At 71.2% G+C, this 20,012-nt stretch carries 16 protein-coding genes; 5 read left to right on the top strand and 11 right to left on the bottom strand.

Annotated features, from left to right (window positions below; all coding sequences use genetic code 11):
- Positions 1-70 precede the first annotated feature (70 nt).
- Positions 71-1,501: a pyruvate kinase gene (pyk, locus tag ASD33_RS30185; protein WP_056567642.1), complete on the top strand. Its 1,431-nt coding sequence runs from the start codon at positions 71-73 to the stop codon at positions 1,499-1,501.
- A 77-nt stretch (positions 1,502-1,578) separates the two neighbouring features.
- On the opposite strand, the gene ASD33_RS30180 is transcribed toward pyk, so the two are convergent.
- The 7 genes from ASD33_RS30180 to ASD33_RS30150 form a co-directional block, all read right to left on the bottom strand.
- Positions 1,579-2,262, bottom strand: a complete 684-nt coding sequence (locus ASD33_RS30180) for a hypothetical protein (protein ID WP_242426930.1) — start codon at positions 2,260-2,262, stop codon at positions 1,579-1,581.
- Between the two features lie 8 nt (positions 2,263-2,270).
- A complete protein-coding gene (locus tag ASD33_RS30175; protein WP_157870096.1) occupies positions 2,271-6,776 on the bottom strand; it encodes a polymorphic toxin-type HINT domain-containing protein in 4,506 nt (1,501 codons plus the stop codon).
- 51 nt (positions 6,777-6,827) lie between these two features.
- A complete protein-coding gene (locus ASD33_RS30170) occupies positions 6,828-7,724 on the bottom strand; it encodes an FG-GAP-like repeat-containing protein (RefSeq protein WP_242426928.1) in 897 nt (298 codons plus the stop codon).
- A gap of 236 nt (positions 7,725-7,960) precedes the next feature.
- Positions 7,961-9,280 (bottom strand): hypothetical protein, encoded by a 1,320-nt coding sequence (locus ASD33_RS35620; RefSeq protein WP_056567634.1) that lies wholly within the window; start codon positions 9,278-9,280, stop codon positions 7,961-7,963.
- Positions 9,270-9,866, bottom strand: coding sequence for a DUF6114 domain-containing protein (locus ASD33_RS30160; protein ID WP_056567631.1), 597 nt, complete (start codon positions 9,864-9,866; stop codon positions 9,270-9,272). Before ASD33_RS30160 ends, ASD33_RS35620 begins: the two co-directional genes overlap by 11 nt.
- A gap of 174 nt (positions 9,867-10,040) precedes the next feature.
- Positions 10,041-10,709: a DUF6230 family protein gene (locus ASD33_RS30155; protein ID WP_056567628.1), complete on the bottom strand. Its 669-nt coding sequence runs from the start codon at positions 10,707-10,709 to the stop codon at positions 10,041-10,043.
- A gap of 599 nt (positions 10,710-11,308) precedes the next feature.
- Positions 11,309-12,286: a tetratricopeptide repeat protein gene (locus tag ASD33_RS30150; protein WP_199863614.1), complete on the bottom strand. Its 978-nt coding sequence runs from the start codon at positions 12,284-12,286 to the stop codon at positions 11,309-11,311.
- A gap of 298 nt (positions 12,287-12,584) precedes the next feature.
- Between ASD33_RS30150 and ASD33_RS30145 the strand changes: the two genes are divergently transcribed.
- A complete protein-coding gene (locus ASD33_RS30145) occupies positions 12,585-13,220 on the top strand; it encodes a TetR/AcrR family transcriptional regulator (RefSeq protein ID WP_056567624.1) in 636 nt (211 codons plus the stop codon).
- Between the two features lie 45 nt (positions 13,221-13,265).
- Complete coding sequence (locus ASD33_RS30140) at positions 13,266-13,706, top strand: PPOX class F420-dependent oxidoreductase (RefSeq protein WP_242426927.1); 441 nt, start codon at positions 13,266-13,268, stop codon at positions 13,704-13,706.
- Between the two features lie 78 nt (positions 13,707-13,784).
- On the opposite strand, the gene ASD33_RS30135 is transcribed toward ASD33_RS30140, so the two are convergent.
- The 4 genes from ASD33_RS30135 to ASD33_RS30120 form a co-directional block, all read right to left on the bottom strand.
- On the bottom strand, positions 13,785-15,485 hold the full coding sequence (locus ASD33_RS30135; protein WP_056567621.1) for a methylmalonyl-CoA mutase family protein: 1,701 nt from the start codon (positions 15,483-15,485) through the stop codon (positions 13,785-13,787).
- A 72-nt stretch (positions 15,486-15,557) separates the two neighbouring features.
- Positions 15,558-15,890, bottom strand: coding sequence for a DUF3817 domain-containing protein (locus tag ASD33_RS30130; RefSeq protein ID WP_056567618.1), 333 nt, complete (start codon positions 15,888-15,890; stop codon positions 15,558-15,560).
- A 43-nt stretch (positions 15,891-15,933) separates the two neighbouring features.
- Positions 15,934-16,443: a MarR family transcriptional regulator gene (locus ASD33_RS30125; protein ID WP_056567617.1), complete on the bottom strand. Its 510-nt coding sequence runs from the start codon at positions 16,441-16,443 to the stop codon at positions 15,934-15,936.
- A gap of 9 nt (positions 16,444-16,452) precedes the next feature.
- Positions 16,453-17,835, bottom strand: coding sequence for an MFS transporter (locus tag ASD33_RS30120; protein WP_056567615.1), 1,383 nt, complete (start codon positions 17,833-17,835; stop codon positions 16,453-16,455).
- Positions 17,836-17,914: 79 nt separating this feature from the next.
- Here ASD33_RS30120 and ASD33_RS30115 point away from each other — a divergent pair, with 79 nt between their 5' ends.
- Both ASD33_RS30115 and ASD33_RS30110 read left to right on the top strand, forming a co-directional pair.
- Entirely contained in the window at positions 17,915-18,907 is a 993-nt protein-coding gene (locus tag ASD33_RS30115) for a DUF5937 family protein (RefSeq protein ID WP_056567612.1), read from the top strand.
- A gap of 76 nt (positions 18,908-18,983) precedes the next feature.
- Entirely contained in the window at positions 18,984-20,000 is a 1,017-nt protein-coding gene (locus ASD33_RS30110; RefSeq protein ID WP_056567607.1) for a glycoside hydrolase family 6 protein, read from the top strand.
- The last annotated feature ends 12 nt before the right edge of the window (positions 20,001-20,012 follow it).

The raw sequence follows: 20,012 nt of genomic DNA, 5'->3' as shown, positions 1-20,012 counted from the left end.
CCCCGCGCCCATTTGTACTTTCCGCCAGTCGGAATATTCCGCAGTGAAACAAACCGATAGGATCCGCCTCATGCGCCGTTCCAAAATCGTCTGCACGCTGGGCCCCGCCGTCGACTCGTATGAGCAGCTGAAGGCTCTCATCGAGGCCGGCATGAACGTGGCCCGATTCAACTTCAGCCACGGCTCCCAGGCGGAGCACCAGGAGCGGTACGACCGCGTCCGGCAGGTCTCCGCGGACACCGGCCGCGCCGTCGGCGTGCTCGCCGACCTCCAGGGCCCCAAGATCCGTCTCGAAACCTTCGCCGAGGGCCCGGTCGAGCTGGTCCGCGGTGACGAGTTCACCATCACGACCGAGGACGTCCCGGGCGACAAGTCCATCTGCGGAACCACGTACAAGGGTCTGCCCGGGGACGTCTCCAAGGGCGACCAGGTCCTCATCAACGACGGCAACGTCGAGCTGCGCGTCGTCGAGGTCGACGGCCCCCGGGTCAAGACGATCGTCGTCGAGGGCGGTGTCATCTCCGACCACAAGGGCATCAACCTGCCCGGTGCGGCGGTCAACGTCCCCGCCCTGTCGGAGAAGGACGTCGACGACCTCCGCTTCGCGCTCCGGATGGGCTGCGACATGGTCGCGCTGTCCTTCGTCCGCGACGCCGACGACGTCAAGGACGTCCACAAGGTGATGGACGAGGAGGGCCGCCGGGTCCCCGTCATCGCCAAGGTGGAGAAGCCGCAGGCCGTCGAGAACATGGAGGCCGTCGTCGCGGCCTTCGACGCGGTCATGGTGGCCCGTGGCGACCTCGCCGTCGAGTACCCGCTCGAGAAGGTCCCGATGGTGCAGAAGCGCCTCGTGGAGATGTGCCGCCGCAACGCCAAGCCGGTCATCGTCGCCACCCAGATGATGGAGTCGATGATCACCAACTCCCGTCCGACCCGCGCCGAGGCGAGCGACGTCGCCAACGCGATCCTGGACGGCGCGGACGCGGTCATGCTGTCGGCCGAGTCCTCGGTCGGCGCGTACCCGATCGAGACCGTGAAGACGATGTCGAAGATCGTCACCGCGGCCGAGGAGGAGCTGCTCTCCAAGGGCCTCCAGCCCCTGGTCCCGGGCAAGAAGCCGCGCACCCAGGGCGGCTCCGTCGCCCGCGCGGCCTGCGAGATCGCGGACTTCCTCGACGGCAAGGCGCTGATCGCCTTCACCCAGTCCGGCGACACGGCCCGCCGCCTCTCGCGCTACCGCACGCAGCAGCCGATCCTCGCCTTCACGACGGACGAGGGCACCCGCAACCAGCTCACCCTGAGCTGGGGCGTGGAGTCCTTCCTCGTCCCGTTCGTGGACAACACCGACGCGATGGTCGACCTCGTGGACGCCGAACTCCTGAAGCTCCAGCGCTACAACGAGGCCGACACGATGATCATCACCGCCGGCTCGCCCCCCGGCGTCCCGGGCACGACGAACATGGTCCGGGTCCACCACCTGGGCGGCGGCGAAAGCGCCTGACACGCCACTCGACAAACGGTACGGCCGGTGGGCCGCACTCCTCTCGGAGTGCGGCCCACCGGCCGTGGTGCGTCCGCTCAGGCCTCGCGGGAAGCGGGCGAGGCCTCTCCCTCGCCCTCGCCCTCGACCTGCAGCGAGCCGTCGTCCACCACGAGCTCGTGGTAGCCGAGGCGTTCCCCGAGCTCGTGGTAGCGGAGGTAACGGGATTCCGTGATCGGGACCCCGTAGGCCTTCAGGGCCCTCAGGAAGAACCGGAAGCCGAGATCGGGGTCGACCTCCGTCACGACACGCCGCAGAACGGGTACGACACCGCGGACGGCGCCGGCCCGGTCGCTCTCGGTCGCGGCGGCCAGGGGTGCGGCCATCGCCTCGATCTCCGCCAGAACGGCCGCCCTCAGAGCCGGACCGACGTCCGGTCCCCCGTCGCCGCGCAGTGCGCTCAGCTCCGCCACGTCGTACCGCTCCGTGACCAGCCCCACGATCTCGCGCAGCCACGCCCTTCCGTCGAGCCACGGCGCGCCTTCCGCGTACGCCCGCCGCACGGCGGCACTCCACAGGACGTTGACGGCCTCGGTGGTCAACGAGGACGCGAGGAGTCGTTCGGCGTCGGAGAGCAGGGTGGAGGCGTAGGCCCCCTCCCCCCATTCGACGGCTTCCCCGACCACCTCACGCTGCTCCAGACCGCTCGCGGCAGGCGAGGACAGCCATTTGGCGAGTCCGCTGAGGCCGAAATCGACCCAGATATCACTGCGTGACAGCACTGTGAACCCTACTCCGGCGATGCTGTGTAGACGATGAACCCGTTGTGCTTCGGCATTCCTGTCCTTTGCAGGGTGATAGCCACGGTATTTCCGGCTTTCCAGAACTCTCCGTCATGGCGGTAGACGGTACCCAGCGACCCCTGAGTGTCAAGCCTCACCTTGAACGAGAGCAGGTGAAGAGGACTGCTCGAATCCTTGGGGGTTCTCGCCATCCAGTCGTTCAGACGCTTGCGGTTCTTCGCGTTCTGCGCAGCGGATCCACCGGTGAGGAACTTCTTCATGGCCTCGTCCACGGCCGCCTGAGCGGTCGGCAGGTCGTTCCAAATGGAATTGATCCCCGGACCGCTCGGGTTCTTCACCAGCTTCGCCTTCGCCAGTTCGATCGCTTTCTGAGCCGAGGGCGTGACATGGTCCGCGATCGTATGACCCGCGGTCGCGGATTCGTGCGTGAGGAGGTTCAGGCAGTTGTGGACGAGGACACTCCGAGCCGTCGCCCCCCGGGTGCCGACGAAGAACGTGCGGAGACCCTCCACCGTCAGGTCGTACACGACGAGCGCGGCACGCTCGTCGCGGTCCCGTACCGATGCCACACGGCCGGCCGTCCCGTCGGCACCGATCACCAGGTTTCCGGGGCGAAGGTCCTTGGCGAGGGTCCACCCGCGACCGACGACGTGGACCTTGTGCCCGGGCGTGGTGACCATCGCGGAGCCGTCGACGAGACGTACCTCGACGAGGTCCTTCGTCTCGTGGCGGAAGGTCGAGGACACCCGCATCCCACGGCGCTCACCGCTGTCCGGATCGGCCGCGAGGACGAGATCGCCGATCCGCACGTCACTGATGGGCCGGGTCGACCCGTCCGCCATGACGACCGGCGTCTCCCCGAGGAAGCTGTTGGTGGCGCATGCGGTGAGGGCGTCCTCGACCAGGTTCGTCTCCCTGGTGATGGCGGCCATGACCTGCGGGTCCAGGTCCAGGTTCTTGAGCGCCCGGTACGCGTCCGCCACCCCGACCCCGACGTTCATCGCCGCGTCGAGAGCCCGGATCAGGTCGATGGCATCGGCGATCTTCTTGCCCGGGATGAAGTTGCTCGCCGCCCACAGGCACCCGGAGACGCTCCCCTTGGAGCACTGGACGAAGTCGTCCGTCAGGACGAACCACACGGTCTTGAGGAATGCCTTGTCGAACTCCATGACGATTTCCCACCGCGTGAAGTAGTGGTCGACATAGGAGACCTGATTGTCGAACCGCTGGCTTCCCACCCACGTGGTCGCCGCCGTAGGACAGTTGGCGGCCGTCGCGGCTTCACCGACGCCGGGGTCCTGGCAGAGATAGAAGTCGACGACGACGTTGAACGTCAGCTTGAACTTGACCGTGCAGCCGTCGAATCCGATGCCCAGCTCGCAGACGTTCTGCGGCATCGCCTCACCGACCTGCTCCATGGTCTGCCGGGTGAAGACCCCTCCGATTCCGGTGGCACCACCGGTCGAAATGCTTTCCTGAGCCTTGGCGTTCTCGGTGCGGGTCGCCGCGTCCTCGGCTTCGTCCGCGGCCTCGTCGGCCCGGCCGGCCGATTCCTCGGCCTTCGTCGCGTCCTGTTCGGCCTGGGTCGCCACACTGCCGGCGGTGGCGGCGTCGTTCTCCGCGGCCGTCGCCGAATCACGCGCCGCTCCGGCGTCCTTCTCCGCCTCACTGGCTGCCGCGTCCGCCTGCGCCGCGTACTCTCCGGCGGAGTCGGCGGCTCCCTGTGCCGCTTCGGCATCCGCCTTCGCCTGCTGGTGGTACGCCACCGTTCTGGCGAGCGACTGTTTGGCCGCCTCGACCGACTTCGCCGCGGCGGCCGCGGACGCCTGGGCGGCCTCGGCCGATGCCGTGGCGGCGGCCGCGTACTCGGCGCTGCGGGCAGCCGCGTCCGCGGCGGCCTTCGCGTCGGCGGTCGCACGGGCCGCGATGGCCTTCGCCTCGGCGGCCGCGGCGGCGGCCTGGACGGACTTGGCCTTCGCGAGAGCGGCCTGCTGCTCGGCATGGGTCATGGACGACTGACCGATGAGCACCGCGAGACCCGCTGAGGTGTCGGTGTCCGCGTAGGGAGATCCGAGCTCGATCGCATCGTTGGCGGGCTTGATCACCTGCTGCGCCGAGCTCCGGGTCGCGGCCGCCGCCTGCGCGGTGGCATAGGCGAAGCCGGCGGCGCGAACCGACTCGGCGACCGCCGCTGCCGCCTCCTGGCGCGCGACGTCCGCATGCCCCTTGGCCTCGGCGGCCTTGTCGCGGGCCGTGGCGGCCAGCGCCTTCGCCGTGATCGCGTTCCATTTCGCCTGGTCGGCGGCGTCGATGGCGTCGGCCGTGGCGGCGGTGGCCTTCGCCACGGCGGCCTCGGTGATCGCGACGTCCCTCTTGGCCGCGTCCGCCGCCGCCTGAGCCCGCTTGGCCGCGCCTTCGGCGCGGGTGGCGGCGGCTCTGGCGTTGGCCGAGGCCGTGGTGGCGGAGTCCGCCGCCGCACGGGCGTTCGCCGCCGCCGTCCCCGCCTCGTCGGCAGCGGTGCGCGCCTCCGTGGCCGCGGCCCGCGACGCGGTGGCGGCATCGGTGCCCTCGTCGGCGTCCGCTCTGGCTTCCAGGGCGAACGCCTTGGCGTCCAGGGCGTCGCGTCGGCCTTCCGCGGTGATGGCGTTGTCCCTGGCCTGGACCGCCTTCCGTTCGGCGGCCAGCGCCTCGTCCTTCTTGGTCGCGGCGGTGGCGCCGGCGGTCTGCGCGGCAGCCAGCTTGTCCGCCGCGACCTGGCGTTCGGCACCCGCCTTCGCCCTCGCGGTGGCGGCCTTGGCCCGCTCCGAATCCGCCAGTTCCTTCTGGGACTTGGCGTACGCGGCTTCCGCCTCGGCCTTCGTCCGCTTGGCGGCCGCGTCGGCGGCGGCCGCCTTCGCCTCCGCCTCGGCGGCCTTGACGCGATCCTCCGCTTCCTTGGCCTTGGCCGCGTTGTCCGCGGCCAGCTTCGCCTGGTACGCGGCCCCCTCTGCGGCGGCCTTGGCCTGCGCCTCGGCCTCCTCGGCGGCCTTGCGGCGGAACTCGGCCTTCGAGGCGTGCGCCTGTGTCTCGGCGAGTGCCATCAGGGTCTTGCTGTCCGCCGCGGACGCACGGGTGGCGTTCGCCGCCGTCTCGGTCGCCTTGAAGGCCGCCTGCGCGGCGGCGGCGGACGCCTTGGCGACCTGTACGGCCTGCTGGCCGTACATCAGGCCGCGGCCGCGCGGCAGGCCGGCGGCGTCGGCGAGGGCGTACGCCTCGGTCTTGGCCTGGTCCGCCCGTGCCGCCTCCTCCTGCGCGGCGAGCGCGGCGCGTCCGGCGACGAAGACCCGGCCCTGGGCCCGCTCCCGGGCGCGGGCGATGTTCGTCCTGACCTCCGCGAACTCGGCGGCCGTCGGGTAGAAGTCCGTCGAGCTCGGGGACTGCCTGGTCCAGTAGGCCTGCCAGTCGGTGAGCCGGCTCGCGATGAGGGACTGGGCCAGCGACTCGGCCATCGCCTGCGAGGCGACTCCCAGGTGCCGGGAGGCCTTCGCCTCGGCATCCATGATCACGGCCCGCTGCGCCTTCTGGCCGGACAGCTCGTTCTGCCACTCGCCGGAGGCCTGGGCGACTTCGGCACCCAGCACGTTGTACGGGTCCAGCGGGTTGTGCGTCGTGCAGGAGGCGAACCGCGCCTTGAGCGCCTCGACGTCGAGGCGGAACTCCATGGTGTCCGGGTCCGGCGCGGTCGTCGGGAAGCCGCCGTGCTGGAGGAAGATGCGCGCGTCGTCCGCGTACATCGGGTGCATGAAGGTCATGCGCCACTTCAGCGCGTCCAGCGCCGCGCGGTCCTCGTAGCGGTCCTCGGAGTAGCGGGCCGCGGCGATCGAGTTGACCGCGTCCACCGACTCCTTGCTCGCGACCGGCGTCTGGTCCGTGAGGTAGATGTCCGACTCGGTGCCGAAGTACAGGGCACCCAGTCCGGCCATGACCCCGGTGGTGTAGAAGGGGTTGTCGTCGGTCTCGACCCATTCGAACCCGGCGACCGTGTAGCCGGGCGGAGTGGTCTGCGGCGGGATGTGCAAGGACTGTTCCCAGACCTCGTCCCGGGCCCCCAGTTCACTGCCCTTGGCGTTGCTCCACGCGTTGTCCTTGTCCCAGGCGATGGCGAGGGGGGTGTTGCCGTCCTGCCACCGCTCGCTCTCCGCCGCGGCGCGCAGCTCGGCGTCGGTGCCGTTCAGACCGCTCCGCGACACGGCCTTCAGCGCCTGGCCGCCCCTGCGGAGCGTCAGGTTGAGCCGGCACTGGTCGGCGCGCACCCTTTCGGCGGCGGCGAAGTCGAAGGGCTCGTTCCCCGGCACGTCGGTCAGGGCGGCGACGGGAGCCATGGGCTCCGTCGTCCGGGGCAGTTGGTTGTTCGTGAGAGCTACGGTGAGCGCGGTGGTCAGGGCGGTGGCGCTCAGCAGCCGCGTCCATCTGCGGGAGGCGCGGCGGCCGCCCGGAGGCGCGTACATACGCATGGTGGATCAACCGTTCTCGTACGGAAGTGGCGGGAGGGAAGAGGGCGCGCCTCAGAAGAGGTGGTCGAAGGCGGCCCAGCCGCCGGTGCCGATCTGCACGCGGGGAGCGAAGGGAGTGCCGGCGACTCCGGTGCCCTTGAAGAGCCAGAGCAGGCCGGCCGTGTCCGCGGCGATCAGATCGGTCCTGCCGTCGCCGTTGTTGTCGCCCGAGGAGGCGATCAGCTTGTGGATGTTCCAGCCGGTGCCCACGGCGACACGGGCCCCGAGGACCCCGTCCGCCACGTAGTTGCCGGTGCCGGGGTAGAGGTAGAGCGTGCCGTCCGATTGCCGGGCGATGAGGTCGGTCTTGCCGTCGCCGGTGTAGTCGCCGCGGCCGACGAGTGCGGTCATGGCGCCCCAGCCGCCGCTGCCGATCCGGATACGGGGCTGGAGCAGGCCGTCGGGCCGGGCCGCGTAGAGCCAGAGCGTGCCGTCCGTCTGACGGGCGACGAGGTCCGGTTCGGCCGTCCCGCCCATGTTGCCCACGGAGACCAGCTCGTCGTATATCTGCCATCCCCCGCCGACGACCTTGGTGTCGTTGCCGCGTTCGGCGGTGTAGAAGAGCGTGCCGTCGACACGGTGGTAGAGGTCGTTGCCCGTGCCGCCCTCGGAGACGTTGGCCTGCACGATGGCGTCAGCCTCGGCCCAATCGCCCCCCATGTCGACCATGGGCTTGAAGCCGCCCCCGACTTTCGGTTCGTAGTCGTAGAGGCGGCCGGACTTGCGGCCGAAGAGCGGGAACATCACGGGTCCGGGAGCGGCCTGGACCTGCGCCGCGGCGGCCTTGTCCGTACCGTCCGTCCAGGGAAGTGACGGTTTCGCAGCGATGAACAGGGCGGCCAGAAGCCCGCCGAGAGCTGCCATGGAGATCACCGCTCTGGCGAGCGGGTGATCGGTCTGACGACGCATGAATGTGGTCGGTCCTCACAGGGTTTGCCTGCATCGGACACAAGGAGGCTCATTGCGCGACGGCGACCCCCCGGCGCCCGAGCACCGAGGCGACAGGCCTCGACAACCACCAAACTAGAACACCAGTTTGATTATGTGAAGATTTTTTCAAGCAGTCGAGAAGATGCTGTGAGCCGCATCCGGACAGCCGGATACGGCTCACAGCGGAGGTACGGCTCCCGCAGGGGCGCGCGGGTTCAGTTCGGTTCGATCGTGTTGCGGAGGTCCTTGACCCTGAGGGTGCCGCCGAACTGGCCGGCCTGCTTGAGCTTCACGTTGGTGAAGAAGACCCACGGGAGGTCCACCGGGGGCGGGGACTGGGCGCTGAAGGTGATCGGGACGATGCCGATGAGGTTGCCCTTCAGCTCCTCCGTGTACATCGTCACCGTGCCCTGGGTGATCGTCGACGTCGAGCCCGCCTTGGAGCGCACGTGGGCCGTGCGGCCGTCGGAGTGTTCCGTCATCTGGTGCAGGTCCTTGATGTCCACCGAGGTCGCGGTGAACTTCAGGACCTTCTTCGTCTTGCCGCCGTACGTCCTGACCTCGACGATGCCGTGGTACTTCAGGCCGCTCAGGGTGAGCAGCGAGCTCTCCAGGCGCCACGACTCGTCCGGGAGCAGCGGGATGCCGGGCTCCAGTTCGGCGTCGGCCAGGGCCTTCTCGTCGAGTTCGGGGCACGGGAAGCGGGGCTTGGCGCCCTCGGGTATGTCCTCGTCCTTCTTGGCGTCGAGGCCCTTGGCGCTCTCGGGCAGTTCCTCGACCTTCACGCCGGCCTGCTCGGCCGCCTTCTCGATCGCCGCCTTGGTCTTCGCGGCGGCCGGGTCGGCGGTCGCCTTCGGCGCGGTGGTGGTGACCGGGTCGTCGGCGGTCGCCGCCTTCTGGGCAGGGGCCTTCGTCGTGGCCGGGGCGGGCGCCTGGGTCGTCGGAGCCGCCGTCGGGGCGGTCGTCGTGGGCGTCGCCGTCGGCTTCGGGTCCGGGCCGTCGAAGAGGTCCTTCAGGGCGTCGCCCCAGCCCAGCGGGTCGAGCGGGTTCGTCGACTTCGTCGGGGTCGGCGTCGGCGTGGGTGTCGCCGTGGCCGTCGGCGTCGCGGCCGGCGCCGGGGCGGTGTTCACCCGCTCCTGCGTCCGCTGCGTCGTCGCCTGCCCGGCCTCCGTCGAGGTCGGCGTCGGCGTGGGCGTCGCGGTGCCCGTCGGTGCGGTGGTCGGCGTGTCCGTCGGGGAGGCCGAGGCCGTCGACGTCGGGGTCGGCTTCGCGGTCTCCGCCGGCTTCGTCGGCTCCTCGGTCACCGGCTCGTCGGAGCGGGTGACACAGGGGCCGGGCGCGTACGGGAAGTCCTTGTCGTCGGCGAGGGCGACCTTGGGCGTGAGGCCCATGCCCACGAACACCGCGGTCGGCATGGCGGCCAGCGCCATCGCCTTGCCCGCGGGGCCCTGGATCCTGTTCAGCAGCGTCTTGCGTGGGGCCGCGTGCCGCGGGCCCTCCTTCGCGAGCGCCGGCTGATTCTCGTCACCCCGCACTGTTCCTCCCGCCCTTGGCGTCGATCGTCGTTTCGGTCGCGTGGTGCTCCGCCTCGCGCTGCTCCGGGACGCCCGCGGCGTACAGGGCCTCGGTCCCGGCCTGCTCCGGCTCGTCGTCCCGGTCGCGGTCGTACCCGTCCTCGTACGCGCGGTCGCGCTCGTCGTCGCCCTCCGCGTCGACGGCCTCCTCGACCGGTGGCGCGGGCGCCCACGAGGCGGACATGCCGCCGCCGACGAGGGCGAACAGGAATCCGATGACCAGACCGCCGAAGTTCGACACGGGGATGGAGACCAGCCCCAGGACGATCGTCGCGACGCCCGCGAAGACCCGGACGACGGGCTGGAACCACATCGTCAGACCGAGGGTGATCAGCAGGGCGCCGATGATCAGCGCGCCGGATCCCGCGGTCGTCTTCATCGCCATGGTGATGTTGCCGAGCCTGAGGTCCCCGTAGGGGAGGTAGGCGATCGGCAGACCACCGAGGATGGTGAACAGTCCTGCCCAGAACGGCCGGGTCTGCCGCCAGACCTTGAACCGGTTGTCCTGCTTGGGGACTCCGTGGGAGGCAGGGGTCTCGGCGCTCATGGAAACAGCTCCCTGGAAGCGGTGTTGCTGAGAAGAGGTGGAGAAGCGGGGACGAGCCCCGGAGCCGGGCCGGACCCGGTGCGGGAACGAACCCGGCGCCGGGCCGAACCCGGTGCGGGGACGAGCCCCGGAGCGGGTGTGGGCCGCCGCGGCGGCCCACACCCAGGGGCTCGGTCAGCCCTTGAAGCACTCCTGGCCCGTGCCCCGGCTCAGGGACAGCTTCAGGTCGGGGAGCTTGAAGGTGGCGGCCGTGGTGGCCCACGCCTTCTGCCTCACGTTGGTCAGCGTGACGCTGTCGGCGCGCTGGGCGAAGCCGTTCTCGTTGGCCTCGGTGTTGGGCTGGATGCCCTGGCCGTCCTTGTGCTTCGGCAGGGAGCCCGCCGCGACGCCGATGTCGATGTTCGTGAACTGGGCGTCGGCCTCGAGCGCCGAGACGTCGAGGTACAGGTCCTTGCCGATGACCTTGTCGTCGTCCTCGCCGGACTGGGCGGCAGCTGCGCCCGCCTCCAGACGAAGGGTGACGTCACCGAGAACCGGAACCGGCGTCACGACGGACTGGCACATGTTGGTGATCTTGGCCGTGTCGAAGCCGGAGACCGCCACCGGGGCACCGAACGGCGTGCCGTCCAGCTTCTTGCCCTTGGCGACGCTGCCGTACTGCACGAACTCCGTGCCCTCGAGCTTGTCGGTCGAGACCTTGAACTCCTGGCCGGAGATCGCGAACGACGCGGCGAGAGCACCCTGGGCCAGACCGACACCGATCGCGGCCGTCGCGGCCACACTCGGGACCATGACGAAGGCGAAGCGCTTCCATCTGGTCCCGCCACGAACCTGGGACTGCATGAGAATTCCTCCTTCTCGGACGTACATCTCCGGAAGGGCCGGGGCCCGTCCTGGGATGGGAGAAGAGCTACGTCCTCGGGAAGGAGAGCGCCGAGACGGCAGGCGGCGCGTTGCGCGTCCTCATCACCGGCGATCACCCCCGAGCGACAACCATGGGCCGCGCCACGGAGCACGGCCTGATCGGACAGGCCCCGTTCGGAAAGAGCGGGAACCCCCCTGTCCATGACCGGTGCCGGAACACCGGTCCGCCCGGTGGGGACCTTCGCCGCGTCCCGGTTGGTTGCCGGGGTGGTGCGGTTCGGACCGAGCGTCGCCGATCGTGGTCCATTCCGCGCCCTCGCACAAGGGGTTCGTTACTGGCTAGTAACGGGTGGATAACCACGCCATGGCGGGACGGGGCCGAACGGGCACGCAGGGTGCGTTCGAGTGGAGGGGAATGTCGGGGAATCGCCGCAGAAATGCGGACAGAACGCCGGGTTCGATTTACTGCAAGTAACAGCGGCCGCGATTACCAAGTTTTGGTAAAGCGCGGCCGCCTTTTGTCACCCTGCTGCCAAATCGTCAGACGATCGGACGCCCGGAACCGGGCACCGGACGCCTCAGAAGAGCACGCGGGCCAGCGCCTGCCGGGCCACCGTGACACGGGGGTCGTCGGAGCCGATCACCTCGAACAGTTCCAGGAGCCGCAGCCGCGCCGCGTCCCGGTCCTCGCCCACCGTGCGCCGCACGGTCTCCACGAGGCGCCCGAAGGCGTCCTGCACATGACCGCCCACCAGATCGAGGTCGGCGGCGGCGATCTGGGCCGTCACATCGGCCGGGCCGTCCGCGGCCGCCTTGCGTACGGCGGTCGGGTCCAGATCCTGCACCCGGGTGAGCAGTTCGGCCTGAGCGAGACCGAGCTTGGCCTCGGGGTGCGCCGGGTCGTCGGCGAGCACGTTCTTGTACGCCTGGACGGCGCCGGCGAGGTCGCCCGCGTCCAGCGCGGACATGGCCGCTTCGAGCAGGGCGTCGTACGGGCCGGCCGGCTGCGCGGCCGCGGCGGCACCGCCCTCCGCCCCCTCGGCGCCCGCGTCCACGACGATGCCGGTCAGACCGAAGCGCTCCTCGCCGACCTGGATCAGCTGGTCGAGGGTCTCGCGGATCTGGACCTCGGGCACCGCGCCCTGGAAGAGCGGCAGTGCCTGCCCGGCGACCACCGCGAAAACGGCCGGAATTCCCTGGATGCCGAACTGCTGCATCAGCATCTGGTTGGCGTCGACGTCGATCTTCGCGAGCAGGAAGCGGCCGTTGTACTCGACGGCGAGCCGCTCCAGGAGGGGGCCGAGCTGCTTGCAGGGCTCGCACCACTCGGCCCAGAAGTCGAGGACGACCGGGACCTCGGCGGAGCGCTGGAGCACATCGCGCTCGAAGCCCGCCTCGTCGACGTCGATCACCAGGGCGGACGGGGGCACGGCGGCGGTACCACCCTGCCGGGCGGCTTCGGCGCGCGTCTGCTCCGCCTTCGCCTTGGCCTCTCCGGCCGCCTTCACCGCGGCGAGGTCGACGACGCCGCTCATGGACATGTTTCGGGGCTGCATGCGTACATCCTCCCCCTTCCGCGCGCGTAACCGGTAAGTCATGGCTGAACCGTGCCGTCCGCACGCCTCCCGCCGGTGTGCGAGACGTGGGCCGACACGGTTCTTCGTCTTCGGTTCGCGCCGGGTCCCCACCCGGCGCCATGGTTGTCGCTCAGGCCGCTCAATGCCTTTCGCTACAGGTCGTAGCGTAACTGTCCGGGGGGATCCGGCGGGAGGGCGCGGACCCGATCCGCGCCGTGAACTGCCTCACACGCCGGGCCCCTGGCGCCGTACCTACCGGCGGGTATGGTCGACCTCCATGTGTAGCCGCACCAACCCCCGACACAGCCCTCGCACCGGGCGTCCCCGGTCCACCGAGGCCGACGCGGCCATCCTGGAGGCGACCCGCGAGGCCCTGGTCGAGCTGGGCTGGTCCAAGCTCACGATGGGGGACGTCGCCGGCCGGGCCGGGGTTGCGAAGACGACGCTGTACCGCCGCTGGGCCAACAAGAACGAACTCGTGGTCGACGCCGTCGCCGTCCTCTTCGACGAACTCGAACTGCCCGACCTGGGTTCCCTCCAGGCCGACATCGAGCATGTCGTCCTCCAGTTCGCGGCGCTCCTGGAACGCCCGGAGACCAAGACCGCGCTGATGGCGGTGGTGGCGGAGTCGACCCGTGACGAACCGCTGCGGGAGCGCATCCGCGCCTCGATCGTCGACCGTCAGAAGCGGCTCGTGCTCGCGGGCCGGAAGCGGGCGCAGCAGCGCGGCGAACTCCCGGCGGACCGCGACCCGGTCGCCGTCGACGCGATCGACGACCTGATCTTCGACGTCGTCGCGGGCGCGGTCGTGCACCGCGCCCTGGTGAGCGCGGAGCCGGTCGACGAGCCCTGGGTGGCGCGGCTGTCGGCCCTGCTCGTGGGCGGTCTGGGCGCGGTCGCCGCGCACGGCTGAGGAGGTCCCTGGCCGATCGACGGGCCGTCCCCTAGCGTGACGGCCGTGATCACTGAACCGCGGAACCCCGAGCGTGACGGCGTCCGGCTGAACGACGCCGTCCGCGCGCTGCTCGACGACATCAACCCGGCCGTGCTGGCCACGATCCAGCCCGACGGCTCCCCGCAGACCTCGGTCGTGTGGGTCGGCCGCGACGGCGACGACGTGCTGATCTCCAGCCAGGACGGCCGCCGCAAGATCAAGAACATCCGGGCCGACGCCCGGGTCAGCCTCACCGTCCACGACCGCCGTGACCCGGAGCTGTACGCGGAGATACGGGGGTCGGCGACGGTCACCGAGGACACCGGCCGCGCGCTGGCGGTGGCGCTCGCGGAGAAGTACGAGGGCGAGGGCGGCGGCCAGGAGTACCTGGACCTGCCGCCGGAGCAGGTCCGGGTGGCGGTCCGGATCACCCCGACGAAGGTGCTGGGCTCGGCGGCGCGGTAGCCGCGCACGGCGAGGGGCGGTACGGGAGTTCCCGTACCGCCCCCTCTGTCACTCGAGAAGGCTCGGAAGCCCGGGGGATCAGAAGCCCGGCGGCTCCGTGTAGACGCCCCACTCGTCGCGCAGCGCGTCGCAGATCTCGCCGAGGGTCGCCTCGGCGCGTACGGCCTCCAGCATCGGGACGATCATGTTGGAGCCGTCCCGGGCGGCGGCCAGCATCGCGTCGATGGAGGCGCGGACCTTGGCGTCGTCGCGGCGCTCCTTGCGCTCGCCGAGGACCCGGACCTGCTCCCACTCGACCTCGTGGCTGACCCGGAGGATCTCCAGGTCTCCGGTGACCGAGCCGTGGTGGACGTTGACGCCGACGACCCGCTTGTCGCCCTTCTCCAGGGACCGCTGGTACGTGAAGGCGGACTCGGCGATCTCGCCGGTGAACCAGCCGTCCTCGATGCCGCGCAGGATGCCGGAGGTGATCGGGCCGATCGGGTGCTGCCCGTCCGGGTGGGCGCGGCGGCCGCGCTCCTTGATCTGGTCGAAGATCTTCTCGGCGTCGGCCTCGATGCGGTCGGTGAGCTGCTCGACGTACCAGGAGCCGCCGAGCGGGTCGGCGACGTTGGCGACGCCGGTCTCCTCCATCAGCACCTGCTGGGTGCGCAGGGCGATCTCGGCGGCCTGCTCGCTGGGGAGGGCGAGGGTCTCGTCGAGGGCGTTGGTGTGGAGGGAGTTGGTGCCGCCGAGGACGGCGGAGAGGGCCTCGACCGCGGTGCGGACGACGTTGTTGTAGGGCTGCTGGGCGGTGAGGGAGACACCGGCGGTCTGGGTGTGGAAGCGCAGCCACTGCGCCTTGTCGGTCTTGGCGCCGTAGACCTCCTTCATCCAGCGGGCCCAGATGCGGCGGGCGGCGCGGAACTTGGCGATCTCCTCGAAGAAGTCGAGGTGCGCGTCGAAGAAGAAGGAGAGGCCGGGGGCGAAGACGTCCACGTCCATGCCGCGGCTGAGGCCCAGCTCGACGTAGCCGAAGCCGTCGGCGAGGGTGTACGCGAGCTCCTGCGCGGCCGTGGCCCCGGCCTCGCGGATGTGGTAGCCGGAGACGGAGAGCGGCTTGTACGCGGGGATGCCCTGCGCGCAGTGCTCCATGAGGTCGCCGATGAGGCGCAGATGGGGCTCGGGCTCGAAGAGCCACTCCTTCTGCGCGATGTACTCCTTGAAGATGTCGGTCTGGAGCGTGCCGTTGAGCACGGCCGGGTCGACGCCCTGGCGTTCGGCGGCGACCAGGTACATGCAGAAGACCGGGACGGCGGGCCCGGAGATCGTCATGGAGGTGGTGACGTCGCCGAGCGGGATGTCCTTGAAGAGGACCTCCATGTCGGCGGCGGAGTCGATGGCGACGCCGCAGTGGCCGACCTCGCCGAGGGCGCGCGGGTCGTCGGAGTCGCGGCCCATGAGCGTGGGCATGTCGAAGGCGACGGAGAGGCCGCCGCCGCCGGCGGCCAGGATCATCTTGTAGCGCTCGTTGGTCTGCTCGGCGTTGCCGAAGCCGGCGAACTGGCGGATGGTCCAGGTCCGGCCCCGGTAGCCGGTCGGGTGGAGTCCCCGGGTGAAGGGGTACTCACCGGGCCAGCCGATGCGCTCGAACCCCTCGTAGGTGTCGCCGGGCCGGGGCCCGTAGACCGGCTCGACGGCGTCGCCGGAGAGCGTGGTGAAGTCGGCGTCCCGCTTGCGGGCCTTGTCGTAACGGGCCTGCCAGCGACGGCGGCCTTCCTCGATGGCGTCAGCGTCCATGCTTCGAATTTACTAGGACGTCCTAGTAAATGTCGACGGCAAACCTCCGCACATGTGTGCGGAGGTGGGGGGTCAGGCCTTGACCGGCTCCGGCTGCGCGCCGCTGACCAGCGGAAGCGTCTCGGCGACGACCTTGCGCTCGACGAAGAACGCGGCGGTCGGAATGGTGCCGGAGACCAGCACCCACAGGAGCTTGCCGAACGGCCACTTCGCCTTGGAGCCCAGGTCGAAGGCGAAGACCAGGTAGATGATGTAGAGGACACCGTGGAGCTGGGAGACCGCGAAGGTCAGGTCCTCGCCGACGCCGAAGCCGTACTTGGCGACCATGCACGCACACAGGATGAGCAGCATGACGGCGGTGACATAGGCCATGACGCGGTAGCGGGTCAGCACGCTGGATTTCATGCCGTCGAGCGTAACCGTACGTTCCGGGCGATCTTCGCGCGGGTCAGCCCTCGTCGAAGTCCTCCGCCGCCACCCGCAGCGGCCGCAGCATCGCGAAGATCTCGGCGCACTCCTCCGCGTCGTACGCGCCGAGCCCGAACTCCATCTCCATCAGGTCGCGGGTCGCCGCCTCGACCACCTCGCGGCCCTTCTCGGTGATCGTCGCGAGGGTGCCGCGGCCGTCGTTCGGGTTGGGGCGCTTGGCGACCAGGCCGGACTTCACGAGCCGGTCCACCGTGTTCGTCACCGAGGTGGGGTGGACCATCAGCCGCTCGCCGATCTTCGACATCGGCAGTTCGCCGGCCTTCGAGAAGGTCAGCAGCACCAGGGCCTCGTACCGCGCGAACGTCAGCCCGTACGGCTTGACGACGGCGTCCACCTCCGCGAGGAGGATCTGATGGGCCCGCATGATCGAGGTGATCGCGGCCATCGAGGGGACCGGTCCCCAGCGCTTCTGCCAGAGTTCGTCGGCGCGGGCGATGGGGTCGAAGGGGAGACTGAGCGGCTTCGGCACGCGTCGACCTTACCCATGGGCAACATGCCGGTCAGCCCCGTCTCGTCCCTCGGTCGCCCCGGCCGCCCTCAGCTCGGCCGCGGCGGCCAGCAGACAGAGCGTGCCCAGCACGCCCGTACCCGCGACGACCGTGTGCACGGGGGCGAACTCGGCCGCGATGCCCGCCCCGGCCATCCCGACGCCCTGGACGGTCATCATGCCCGCCGTCATCAGGGTCATCGCCCTCCCCCGGGTCTCCTCGGGGACGGCGGCGACGAACCAGGCGTCGAGACCGAGGGTGTACGCGCCGGTGGCGCCCGCCAGGAAGAGCGCGACGGCCGCGAGGGCGACCCCGGGCCTCGGCCCGTACAGCAGATAGGGCAGCACCCCGGTCACCGCCAGCGGCAGCACGATCCGGGAGCGGGTCGCGGCGCTCAGGAACGATCCGGCGAAGAGCTCGCCCGCGATCGTGCCGACCGGCAGCGCGCACATGAGCAGGCCGAGCGCGGCCGTGGAGACACCGATCTCGTCGGCGTACGGGGCGGCCAGCGCCTCCGGTACGACGGCGAACAACGGCGGCACCCAGAACATCAGCATCAGGGCGCGCACCCGCCGGTTCCGCAGCACCGCCCAGGTGCCGGCGAGCCCGCTCGCGGCCTCCTTCCCGGCGCCCCTGGCGGGCCGGCGGACGGTGCCGAGCCGCAGCAGCAGCGCGGAGAGGAGGAAGGTGACGGCGGTGACGGCGAGGGCGCCGCGCGGCGGGACCACGGTCAGCAGGACCCCGCCGACGGCGAAGCCGGTGAGCAGGGCGCTCTGGGACACGATCCGCAGGAGGGAGCGGCCCAGGACGAAGAGGTCGCCCTCGCCGAGGATGTCGGCGAGGGTCGCCATCCGGGTGCCGTTGAAGACGGGCGAGACGACGGCGATGGCGCAGCGCAGCGCGAGCAGCACGGCGACGGGGGTGGCGGGGGCGATCATCACGGCCACGCAGGCGGCGCAGACCAGGTCGCAGACGACGAGGATGCGGCGGGGCGGGAGTCGGTCGGTGAGACCGGCGAGGAGGGTGCCGCCGACGAGGTACGGGAGGAAGCCGAGGGCGAAGGTGAGGGAGGAGAGCAGCGGGGAGCGGGTGAGGTCGTAGACGAGCACGGTGAGCGCCAGCTCGCTGACGACGACGCCGAGCAGCGAGAAGAGGTGCGCCACGAAGACGAACCGGAACTCGCGGACGCGGAAGACGGCGCGGTAGCCGGGCGAGGGGGCGCCGTCGGGTACGGACGCGGGGGCGTCGCCGGGCACGGGTGCGGGCGCGTCCCCGGGCGCGGGCACGAGTGCGGGCGCCCCGGCCGTGGAGCGTTCGGTGGCAGGGTCGTGCGCGGGCGCCGGTGCCGGCGTCCGGGTGTCGTTCTCGGGCATGGACGCAGCGTGCCGCCGGTCGCGGGTCCGCCCTAGACTTTCGCGTCCAGCCGAATCTTCCGCCCGGGGAGGCCCGCCCGTGCCGTACCACCTGCGCTTCGGCGAGGCCGACCCGCTGCGCATCCGGTTCGCGGTCTCGCCGCTCTGGGAGACGCACTCCGCCGTGCGGGTCCTCGCCCGGCCGCGCCAGCAGGGCTACCACCTGCCGTGGCTGCGGCGGATCGCGGGCGCCACGCGGGGGCTCGACCTCGGGCCGCTCCAGCTCCTCATGCCGCTGCGCGGGCACAGCCCGGACTTCCTCTATCCGCCGCCGCTCGGACCCGTCGCGACCTTCGACGAGGAGATCGCCGCCGTGCGGCGGACCGATCCGGCGCTCGCCCTCGTCGACTTCGAGCGGGCGCTCGCCGAGACGCCGGGGGCGGCCGCGACGGAGGAGGGACGGCGGCTGCTGGCCGATCCCGCCGACGGCGTACGACGGCTGACGGACCTCCTGGAGGCGGCCTGGGAGGCGCTGGTCGCGCCCGAGTGGCCCCGGCTGCGCGCGCTCCTGGAGGCGGACGTGGCCTACCACTCGCGCCGGCTCGCGGAGGGCGGGCTGGAACGGCTGCTGAGCGAACTGCACCCGGCCTTCGACTGGGCCGCCGAGACCGCCACCCTGCGGGTCGCCTACGCCGGGGAGCACGACCGCCCGCTGGACGGGCAGGGGCTCGTCCTGATGCCGTCGGTGTTCACCTGGCCGGACGTGGTGAGCGGTTTCGACCCGCCGTGGCAGCCGACCGTGGCGTATCCGGCACGCGGGATCGGCGGTCTGTGGGCCGAGCCCCGGGAGCGTACGCCGGAGGTCCTCGGGCGGCTCCTCGGCCCGGTCAGGGCGGACGTCCTGTGCGCCCTGGCCGAGCCGATGGGGACGACGGCGCTCGCCCATCTCCTGGGCCGGGCCCCCTCCTCCGTCTCCGCGCACCTGGCGGTGCTGCGCGACGCCGGTCTGCTGACCTCCCGGCGGTACGGCCACCAGGTGCTGTACGAGCGGACCCCGCTGGGCATCGCGGTGTCGCAGCCCGACGCCGGCTGACCCCCGTGTCACGATGACCCGGAATGTCGCCTCACGCACGGTTTCGCACCGTCTCGTACCCGACTCTGGGGGCCGGATGTCCCGCCGCACCGTCACCGCCGTCGCCCTGGCCCTCGTCTCCGCGCTGCTCCTGACCGGGTGTGGCGAGGACGAGTCCCCGAAGGGACCGGTCGGGCCGCCGTCCACGCGCGGCGAGGCCGCGGCCCCCGCGAGCGGCTCGCCGTTCTGGGTCGACCCGGAGAGCGACGCGGCGAAGCAGGTCCGCCGGTACGAGGCCCAGGGCAGGACCGAGGACGCCCGCGTCCTGAAGCGGATCGCGGACCGGCCGGTGGCGGACTGGCCGGCCGGTGACGACCCGGTGCCGGAGATCACCCGGGCGGTAAGGGGCGCGGCGGCCCAGAACCGTACGGCCGTCTTCGTGGCGTACAACATCCCGCACCGCGACTGCGGGATGTACTCGGCGGGCGGTTCGCACGACGCGCAGGCCTACCGGAACTGGATCGACTCCTTCGCGACGGCGCTCGGGGACGCCTCCGCGATCGTCGTCCTGGAGCCGGACGCGGTGCCGCACGTGGTGGACGGCTGCACCCCGGCGCAGTACCACGACGAGCGCTACCAGCTGCTCACGGAGGCGATCGAGCGGCTGAAGCGGCAGCCGCGGACCCGGGTCTACCTGGACGCGGGCAATCCGGCCTGGATCGACGACCCGGGGAAGCTGGTGGAGCCGCTGCGGCGGGCCGGGGTCGCCCGCGCGGACGGCTTCTCCCTGAACGTCTCCAACTTCCAGACGAACGACATCGTGCGGGGCTTCGGCGCCACCCTGTCCGGGCTGCTCGGCGGCACCCACTTCACGGTGGACACCAGCCGCAACGGCGACGGCCCCCTCCCGGGCGACCGGGCGGAGGCCTGGTGCAATCCGCCGGGCCGGGCGCTCGGCGTGCCGCCGACGGACCGGACCGGGGACGACCTGGTCGACGCGTACCTGTGGATCAAGCGCCCCGGCGACTCGGACGGCCAGTGCCGGGGCGGCCCGGCGGCCGGGACCTGGTGGCCGGACTACGCGCTGGGCCTGGCGCGCCGGGCGAAGGACTAGCCGCCGCCCGAC

Origin of the sequence: Streptomyces sp. Root1304, from assembly GCF_001426405.1 — a bacterium.
GTDB lineage: Bacteria > Actinomycetota > Actinomycetes > Streptomycetales > Streptomycetaceae > Streptomyces.
Note: the sequence above shows the minus strand (reverse complement) of the source record. Positions and strands in the feature narration are given on the sequence as shown.